General features: G+C 41.7%; 12 protein-coding genes and 2 pseudogenes. 2 read left to right on the top strand and 12 right to left on the bottom strand.

What is annotated here, in order from left to right; genetic code table 11:
- Positions 1-265 precede the first annotated feature (265 nt).
- Complete coding sequence (locus Xets_RS13785; protein ID WP_099134101.1) at positions 266-514, top strand: Arc family DNA-binding protein; 249 nt, start codon at positions 266-268, stop codon at positions 512-514.
- 446 nt (positions 515-960) lie between these two features.
- On the opposite strand, the gene nadS is transcribed toward Xets_RS13785, so the two are convergent.
- The 10 genes and pseudogenes from nadS to Xets_RS13735 form a co-directional block, all read right to left on the bottom strand.
- Positions 961-1,251 carry a NadS family protein gene (gene nadS, locus Xets_RS13780; RefSeq protein WP_038243532.1) on the bottom strand — a complete coding sequence of 97 codons (291 nt, stop codon included), beginning with the start codon at positions 1,249-1,251 and terminating at the stop codon, positions 961-963.
- A 2-nt stretch (positions 1,252-1,253) separates the two neighbouring features.
- Positions 1,254-1,565 (bottom strand): toxin HigB-2, encoded by a 312-nt coding sequence (locus Xets_RS13775; protein ID WP_099134103.1) that lies wholly within the window; start codon positions 1,563-1,565, stop codon positions 1,254-1,256.
- A gap of 176 nt (positions 1,566-1,741) precedes the next feature.
- Positions 1,742-2,164 carry a hypothetical protein gene (locus Xets_RS13770; RefSeq protein ID WP_099134104.1) on the bottom strand — a complete coding sequence of 141 codons (423 nt, stop codon included), beginning with the start codon at positions 2,162-2,164 and terminating at the stop codon, positions 1,742-1,744.
- A complete protein-coding gene (locus Xets_RS13765) occupies positions 2,157-2,612 on the bottom strand; it encodes a hypothetical protein (RefSeq protein WP_099134105.1) in 456 nt (151 codons plus the stop codon). The genes Xets_RS13770 and Xets_RS13765 overlap by 8 nt, the downstream gene beginning before the upstream one ends.
- A 151-nt stretch (positions 2,613-2,763) precedes the next feature.
- Positions 2,764-3,573, bottom strand: coding sequence for a zinc ribbon domain-containing protein (locus Xets_RS13760; protein ID WP_187651899.1), 810 nt, complete (start codon positions 3,571-3,573; stop codon positions 2,764-2,766).
- 46 nt (positions 3,574-3,619) lie between these two features.
- On the bottom strand, positions 3,620-3,910 hold the full coding sequence (locus Xets_RS13755) for a hypothetical protein (protein WP_187651898.1): 291 nt from the start codon (positions 3,908-3,910) through the stop codon (positions 3,620-3,622).
- Between the two features lie 650 nt (positions 3,911-4,560).
- Complete coding sequence (locus Xets_RS13750; protein ID WP_120211307.1) at positions 4,561-4,848, bottom strand: hypothetical protein; 288 nt, start codon at positions 4,846-4,848, stop codon at positions 4,561-4,563.
- The gene (locus tag Xets_RS13745; protein ID WP_120211306.1) at positions 4,845-5,147 is read right to left on the bottom strand and encodes a KilA-N domain-containing protein; all 303 of its coding nucleotides are present in this window, start codon (positions 5,145-5,147) and stop codon (positions 4,845-4,847) included. Before Xets_RS13745 ends, Xets_RS13750 begins: the two co-directional genes overlap by 4 nt.
- A pseudogene (locus Xets_RS28715) lies at positions 5,144-6,469 on the bottom strand (IS4 family transposase). The gene Xets_RS13745 and the pseudogene Xets_RS28715 overlap by 4 nt, the downstream one beginning before the upstream one ends.
- A 40-nt stretch (positions 6,470-6,509) precedes the next feature.
- A complete protein-coding gene (locus Xets_RS13735; protein WP_099134130.1) occupies positions 6,510-6,758 on the bottom strand; it encodes a KilA-N domain-containing protein in 249 nt (82 codons plus the stop codon).
- Positions 6,759-6,888: 130 nt separating this feature from the next.
- On the opposite strand from Xets_RS13735, the gene Xets_RS22605 reads away from it, so the two are divergent.
- On the top strand, positions 6,889-7,032 hold the full coding sequence (locus tag Xets_RS22605; RefSeq protein WP_169922799.1) for a hypothetical protein: 144 nt from the start codon (positions 6,889-6,891) through the stop codon (positions 7,030-7,032).
- 373 nt (positions 7,033-7,405) lie between these two features.
- On the opposite strand, the gene Xets_RS13730 is transcribed toward Xets_RS22605, so the two are convergent.
- Positions 7,406-7,648, bottom strand: a complete 243-nt coding sequence (locus tag Xets_RS13730; RefSeq protein ID WP_099134129.1) for a hypothetical protein — start codon at positions 7,646-7,648, stop codon at positions 7,406-7,408.
- Positions 7,649-7,738: 90 nt separating this feature from the next.
- Positions 7,739-8,218 (bottom strand): annotated as a pseudogene (locus Xets_RS13725) (replication protein); the annotation flags it as partial.
- Positions 8,219-8,841: the final 623 nt, after the last annotated feature.

Raw genomic sequence — 8,841 nt, 5'->3', positions numbered from 1 at the left:
GAATATTGTTTAGTCCGGTTAACACGCGGATCAGTGAGGTGTCCAAAAGCATTGCTGAGGGTTGTGGCTTGCATGGCAGTTTCTAGGATTATCATTGATGAGGTGCTAATGATAAATCACAAACGGCGATTATTCCTATTTCTCTGTACTGAATATACTCCGCTAATCATATTGAGCAATTTAGACCCGTTTGCCCTGCGGATCCTATGGATTTCCTTGTCAAGTTAGCGTTTGGTATTTACCCTCTTTAGGGTGAATCAATATCATGTCACGCATAGCGCCATACCCGCTAAGGATGCCACCTGAAATGAGGAGCAACCTAGAAGATAAAGCACAATCCTCAGTGAGGAGCTTGCAGCAAGAAATTCTTTTCCGGCTAGAAAGGTATCAACAGATAGAATCACTTATTTCATCAGCCAATAAAAATAAAGGTGATATCAAAGGTGATATATATGACTACATTGCAGAGCTAATGAGAAAAGCTAATTCTGTGGACGAAAAAATGAAGAGATAAACAAACTAAAAAAAGAAATAGTAGAACTATACGGATCGCTGAAACTATCAGAAACTGATAGGTTTATGAAAATCAGTCAGCAATCGCAAGTTATTGAAAAATTGATTGATGCGTTACCTCCTCATTATAACAAAAAATTCCCGTAGGTATTGTTTTCGGCTTCCACCATTGGTAGATGTTAATAATAATCAACAGGTTATTTAGCTACCGACAAATTTAGCGGTAGGGCTAAGGCAGGATTCCGCCTTAGGTCAAAGGTAACTGCCGTGATCTCGGTAGTTAAGAAAGAAAATATGCAGATTTACACTCAGTACTATATGCTCAAACTTGAGCGCATCTATCAACCTACTGATTTTATTCAATTCCGTCGATTCACCGGAATTAAACCTGACCTACAAAACTTTCGTAGGTACCAACAAAAAAGCCCCGTGATGGGGCTTCGTAAGCTACATAGATAACGCCTTTAAGACATGAAGCGGATCTTTCTCTATCGCCTTTAACAATGCTTTTGCTGGCCCTGTTGGTTCTCGTCTTCCTTGTTCCCAATTACGAAGGGTTCCAACGTTAACAGAGATTAATTTAGCAAATCCCGCTTGGCTTAAGCCGGTTGTCTGACGAATGTTTTTTACCTTCACTGCCTCAATAGTTGTTTCACGAGAAGCAGCACGTTCGCCATTCATGATTTCGTTCATCTGTGTCATGCTTTCAGTGAGTCTGGAAAATAATTTGCTATCCATTGTTACCATCCCTCATTTAATGCTATCAAGACTTTCTTTTCTGACTCGCTAAGGTCATCTTTAATGCCTTTTTTATAAATCAGCAGCAGTCTTATATGTGAGACATCGACCTTGTGATAATAAATGACGCGTACACCGCCACGCTTACCTTTACCTCTGGATGCCCATCTAACTTTACGTAAGCCCCCAGTGTGCTGGATAACATCACCCGCAGCGGGATTGTCTGCAAGATATTGCTGAAACTCGCGATATTCATCATCACTTAACAGCTCTTTACAGTCTTCGGTGAATATAGAGGTCTCAATGAATATCATGTTTCAGTACGCCATTGGTGTATGTATAGAATGATAATAACACTCTTATCGTATAAGTCAATGGCGTATGACGAGAAGGTTTGGATAGTAAAAGTTCCTTATGGGGCTATTTATGGGATGGCTCTACTGGCTGGCTCTGGGTTACGGTTGGTTGGGGCTGTGATGTAGCGCCTTTACTAGATATTATCCAACTGGATGCAAGCACTACAGCAGACATAATAACTGTTACTAGAGCCAACCCTATTGATGTCGTCCGTGGAAATGCTTGATTTTAAACCATCAATTTTGCCTTCAACACTATCAATCTTGCCGTCAACTTTCGCTGATAAAGATTGGATTGCAGAGTTGATATTAGCAAGTTGAGTATTTTGCTGCTCTCTCCACTCCGCCATATCTTTCTTCATGGTCGCGGCGACAACATCAACCTCGGCTTTGTTGGCTTTTAATAGGGCTTCAAGTTCAGTCTTGGTGAAGTTTTCTGACATACCTTCCTCCCCTTGTTTAACCGATTTTTCGGAAGTTACTTTTTTAGACTGGAATTGATTTCTTGCTTTGATAATTTTAGCAGTGTCTATATTAATAACTTTATCACTATTCATAAGAATATTCCTCACGGAATTCTCCCACATAAAAGTATGCGTCTTTTTCGTCAATTATTTCATGATTGCTATTTTTATCTTCTAAAAGACCGTCGTACAGGCACACTTTAATTAGATATAGACCACTTTTATCAAAAGTAACTTTCTTAAATCTTTCAGTAAGAACAAAGGAAACGTTATTTTCAGAGAAAAATATTCCAGACATGTTATCTATGCCTGCCTCTGCTATGCCATCATCCATGAAATCTACTTTCTGGTTACCGTCCGCATGATAAATAAATGACTTTGAATGAAAGTTGCAATCCAGATCTACATTAACACCAACAATGCAAGAAAAATCAATTTGTTGTGACTTTTTATCCATCAACAGATAATTTGCTGGCTTACCAAGCATTTCATCAGCATCCGATGAGACATAGGTAAACATAATTTTACCCCGCTTATCCATAACATCACCCAATATTAAACATTTCTCATATTTAACCACTGAGCTAATGATAAGTGTTACTGATTATTTGATCAGCACATCCAGAAAGTGTGAAGAGGGTTACAAAAGTCATATAAAACCAAGGACGGCTTAAAGCCCCTGATTGGGGCTGTTATTTATTGCGATTATCTGCCAATTCATTATTCCAATACTTTATTTTTCTGATAAATGTCTCATGAACTTCACTAGGCAGAGTACGTTTTATTGTAGAAATTTCATCTTCAAAATCTCTATAGATGCTAGTTGAATCCGGTGATTGAACGAAAAATGATTCGACTAACTTTTTCACTCCATCATCATTTATCATGAAACCGTCTCTTTTCTTTATAAGAAGATCTTCTGTGTTAACAACTTTTTTTGCGGCTTCCACAATAGGGCCTACCTTGACCAAATCAATGTTGTGAAGCCAGTATACATACCTGTCTTGAAATTGTTTCTGAATTGCCTTGGGCAACCCTTTATTAAGGCTCTCTATTTCCGATTGATAATGACGCTCTATCTCTTGAGTGTCCTTGTCTATGTTTGCTTTTATCAACGTTTCTGATAGCTCTTTAACCCTATCATCTATTAACTCTATCCCATCCTTCCTTCTTTTATAAAAAAACTCAGAAGGGACACTAGATGGCTTAAATTTCTTAAGAGTTATTTCTTCTATTTTTTCCTGAACATCACTGCCGCAATGCTTGCATTTGAGCGCTTCCGCCTTAATCATTTCTGCACAGTAAGGGCATTTAACAAGGCCTTCTTCCATTTGCTTTCGCTCTATGCCAGCATTATTTTTGCTTATCAGAAGTGAATGCACCAACGCAACAATGAACAACAAAAATCCATAAATCCACCATAAAACAAATGATCTACCTTTACTATGTGCTATTAAGGCAGGAATTAAACCGATAATTATCGCTAACAATAAAATTTCCATTTTTCCACCGTAAAGTAAAACAAAAAGGTATTTTGAGGGAAAGTAACTACTTTTTCATTTCAGTCATATTTTTATCATATTGACCTTGTATATAGTTAAATGCCTCTACTGTTTTACTGCAATCTTTTGTATGTTCATCATTACGAACGCAACTAGCATAGCTCAATGAAATTATCCCTGAAATTGCAGTAATGTTTTCCAATTGCCATCGACAAAATTCAGGATCGGTATGTTGAGAACAGACATCATTTATTGCTTCAATAATAAAATCTTTATCTGGCTGTTTAGTCTGAACTACCATTGGTAATAGTAACACCACCCATGCCAACCTTTTCATCACAACCCCCACTTTAATCAGATACATGAATCTTAATCAAAGTATGATGCAAAATGAAGCAAAATGGGCAATTACAAGTCACAATGTGATCTACACATAAGCATATATTCTCATTTGGTTTATGGTTACATCTCAGCCCAAAGCAACCAACCGAAGGGATGGCTGATTAACTTCGGGGAGATGTGAGATGGATATAGATAAATACGACAGGGCGTTATAGATGTGCTGCCATCTTCTTTGATAAGTATCATCATCGTTTTTTACCTCATTCAGCATATTCAACTGATCTGTTTTATATAACCCGCTATTCCGGCGAGACCACCAATACCCAAAACTTATATAAAACTCTATCCAGCACCCGTTTATTGGATGCTTTGCAGAATTTTGTATTCAGTTTAATGTTCGTTCTATTTGCTCTGGTACAATTGCGGAGCAATTGCATCAAGCCCTCTTGCTCTTCGGCTTCTCAATTGAATACTGACTTGCCCATGCCTTGTGCAGTAACTCATTGATTTCATCGCTAACCGTCAGATTGGCGAACCCAACACCAAACTGAGGACCTCGATAATATCAATCGCTTACCGCATCAAAGGGGCGGATTTCAAATCCTGCCCGTGCTTTCATCCCAAAGTGTGAAAAAGCACTTTGGCTCAATGTCTGACCGCTGAGTAACTGAATTCCCGTTCTACCGGTAGGATTAACATACCTTGCTCGCCTGACTTGCCAAATGACTGAACGCAACGTGCCTCAAAGTCCTTGTAGTCCACACAGCCGTTAGCCAGTACGGTGACCACTTTCAGTTGTTTTTTGACCAGTTTCAGGGTTTCTGGCTTAAGATACTGGTGAATCTTTTCTCCATTGCCTTTGGTAGCTTCTTTTGCTTCAGCATAAACCGAATCAGGCAGCACAACCTGATATACCCACTTGGATGTGATCATCCCAAACAGTGACGGAGTACCGCCGACATGGCCGTTGTAGGGCAACCCTGACTACGGCTGAGTGCCTGATAAAAGGGTTGCTGAAACTGCTTTTCCCATGTAGCGGGTTTATCAAGAAGAAAGATGGCATTGATGCGCTGGTCAGTGAATGTGGGTTGATGACTTCGAATTAGTTCATCAATTTTCAAATCGCACCAAACCGCAAAATCATCAGATAACCATCTAGCAAAAGAGACGGCCAACTTTGGATGAATCCATGTCCCGGCATTAAAACCACCTCTTTTCGTAATACCGCTCACTTAAGCGTGAGCGGTTCTCTTTTGATAAGGGTAACGTGATGTTTGCAGAGTATTTGCCGTGGGACGGATGGGCGTTTTCGCTTCGGCGGTAAGATCAGTCTCTTGCCATTCTCCCTGAGCGCTTTTAATTTTTGTGGGATCGTACCGGGGCTACGTCCCGAACACCATAAAAACTCATCCTGTATCAGCCGTAACGCATTGATAAAGCTTATCCGAAGCGGTTCAACACGATAGACTTTTGCCATCCGGCTCATTTCCAGCCGAACCACGTTATAGGCAATCAAGATGCCCCATAATTCCTGATAAATACCGGCCCGTGTCTGGCTCCTCAGGATGGCGGTGTTATTGAGTAGCCTTTGTTTCAGTTCACCATAACCGGTTTCAATTTCCCAACGTTCCCAGTACACACCCAGGATAGCGTTGAGCGGATAGGTTACCGGGCATTCCATTGAAGTGATAAACCCTTTAATTTCACCTTTCGGATCCGGAATTAAGATAAGACGTGCCCGCCAGGTTTTTCCAAGGTGAGGATGGGCTTGTTGGGCCTGGGGAGAAACCGGCATCTCGATCAATTTATCATAAGGGCTGTATTCCTCAACAATGTCATAACGCATCTTGCTTTTTATCGGCGTCAGCCAATGGGTATTTTTGCCGGCTCCCCGTCACGATTGAAATAATTCCGCAGAGAGAAAACCCCGGTCAAACAACGTCAGCGTATTTTCGGGCGCAGAACCAACCAATTGTTGGGCGTAGCTCATTTCACTTTGGGTGATGGGGCCAAACGCCACATCAGAGATAAGGTGTGTTCGTGCGGACATCAGCGTCAGCGCTAACACGGAAGGAAAGGTGGCTTTACCGGAGGCATAACCCAATTGTTGGTTATCGCCTGTTTCAGGCACCTTAAACTGGGTGCCATCCACACATAAAATTTTCAGGCCACACACAGAATACGTTGTGTCCTCTTTTTCCCATTCGGTGGCGGTGGTATGAAAAAGAAGCCGCAAGGGTTCAACACCAATGCGGTGTCTGGCTTTTGAGATACGGCTTGACGCTAATGATGGCAGTTCCCCCTTGGCGTCAGGAAAAGCCAGGTCTAATTTGTCACACACATCATTGATAGAACGGTTTCTCATGAGCCCAATGCCCAGCACTAGCCACACGGCTTGTTCGGCGGGAAATCGACGTTTTCGCACCGTGGCTCGGCCGGTTTCTCTAACCACTTTAGTCACCCATGCCATCGGAATGTTTTGGCTAAAGGCATCCAGAGATTCGGGGTAATTAAATTCCGCAGTAGCTTGGAGTTCACGAGAAAATTCAGACATAAAAATCGGCCTCAAACAATCAGTTGAGGCCGATTATGACTTATCTTGATTTGCTTAAGCGAGCGGTATTACCTCTTTTCGTCACTATCAGACCAAAGTCCGATTTTCGGACATTGCCCATATTTAGGGCGTTCGCGAGGGATTTTATGTAACTTTTGGTACTAGGAAGCTCTTTCCATTTGGCGGGCTTTTTCCCGTATTTGGAAGCTATATCCGTTGCATTAATCCAGCCTTCTTCATTAAAAAATACAGGATGACCTTCATATTCAAAATGAATAATGTTACTCACGATGCTTATCCTTACTTAGGTAATGAACCTTTGCCGCATAGGAAATCAGCCCATCGAGTAGCATCAGTTTTAGCTGATCCCTCAAAGGCTCATTCCTAAATAAAGGCTCGATGTTTAGATTGGCGCTGCGGTGCGCAGTGAAAACAGAAATGCCACCATCCCGTGTGCGTTGGGTACGCGATGGGAACGGGTGGCAGCATGGGTTATCAATATTCCTTTAACCACTCAGGGAATGGGCAAAGAAATATTGACTTTAGTTTCAGAGGGTAACTAATTGTTAAGCATTATTCGCTTGTTGTTGGGTGAAAATAGGTTTAATGGGTTAATTGGTCTTTGTTGTTGTCAGTGAAATGGGGTGAGTAAAATGAAAAAGTTCATTCTTCTTTGCCTGTTAGCAGGTACGACTCTTTTAACCTCAACGCAAATCTATGCTATGACTTGCTCGATGTTTCCTCCGGCCAGCTCAGCCTGGGGTAGCTGCTTAGCTCAATGCATAAAGGTGCACCCGGGGGTATGGAATTACGTATTGTGTTTATAATTATATTGAGTAGGACGGTAACACTTTTGCCGTCCTCTCATCACTCACCGACACTGCGTCCTAACCTACTCCTGCCACCCCAGTATCATTTGATCTGGGGGGCAACCAATCAAAATGTCGTTGGTTGAGCCACTGCACGAACCCAGCACATAATCCCTTTTTGTAGATCAGTGCGGCCTTCGTTCAGCCAACGCATGTCAATTTGGTGATTGCCCGTTTGTGTATTTGTGATGACAAGATAGTCATAAAGCGTACCCAGATCCTCCCCAAGCGCCTTAATCTTGTTCATGCAATCAATTTCATCTTGGGTTAATTCACGGTAGCCAGTGATTTTACGGTGTTGGTTTTCCATTGTTTCCTCTGCATTCAGCCTTAACATATTCCTGCAAATATATCAGTTTTTCCCGGTCGTTGATGATGCCTTCTCGGATATAGTGTCTGAGGCCGCGTCATTGCTGGTCTCGTCATGTGCGCCTCTATGTGCGGCTTTATGTGCGGGTGAATTGTCTATTTTTTCAGCATAATCACTATAGTTTGTGATGGTGATCACTCTGCCTTTTCGCTTCTCTCCTTCGATGGAAATCATCCCTTCCTTAACAAAAAATGCCAGCATCCGTTCTACTGCATCACGACTGGTTGGCTTCCCGTTGCGGTCACACAGAGATAGCCCCAGATCAGCCGCTGTTACGACTAATTGCCCGGGTTGTAAGTGCCATATCTTCCCTTTGAAATTAGCGGTATAAGGTTGTCTGGCTGCATCCATAAGCAAATTTTCCCACAGCGTTCTGAGAAAAACGTCTTTAGCCCACGGTTTATTTCTGATGCTCCGGTACAACGGGATAAAACCAGATTTCTGGTTCTCCACCCTGTTGCTCCTGATTTTTTTAGCCGTATTGAAATCAAAAACCTCCGCTGTATTCATACGACCTCCCTATCATTGATTTTTGATGATTTGTGATACATAATTACCTCGTGAAATGTTGTTTTTTGGGAGCCGTTAAATTCCCCGTTCAAGTTGCATTTCAGAAGCCTCGTTGGTTGCGCCCTTCGAGGTTTTTATTTATTTTGCCTTTCCGCTCCGGCGCCTGAATTAACCTCTCAGCGCGTTCACTCTCAATGCCTAAAAATTTCATTAACCTGTTTAATATTTGTTTAGTTAAACAAATAGATAATCAGCTATCCTGAGATAGATGATGGATATAATTTGAATATGGAAATATCGATATGCAGATTTAGATTTGCGTACCGGCGATATCGGTGTGCAAATTGATAAGAACTGCCCCGATAATTTCGGGTTAGTCATGATTTAGCCTACCAAAGGCTTGATAGGGACTCTCCACACGGGCGCAGGGCAAACGGGTCTAAATTGCTCAATATGATTAGCGGAGTATATTCAGTACAGAGAAATAGGAATAATCGCCGTTTGTAATTTATCATTAGCACCTTATCAATGATAATCCTAGAAACTGCCATGCAAGCCACAACCCTCAGCAATGCTTTTGGACACCTCACTGATCCGCGTGTTAACCGGACTAAACAATATTC

This window comes from Xenorhabdus sp. TS4 (assembly GCF_014467265.1).
Lineage (GTDB): Bacteria > Pseudomonadota > Gammaproteobacteria > Enterobacterales > Enterobacteriaceae > Xenorhabdus > Xenorhabdus ehlersii.
This window is presented reverse-complemented; position numbering and strand designations above follow the sequence as displayed.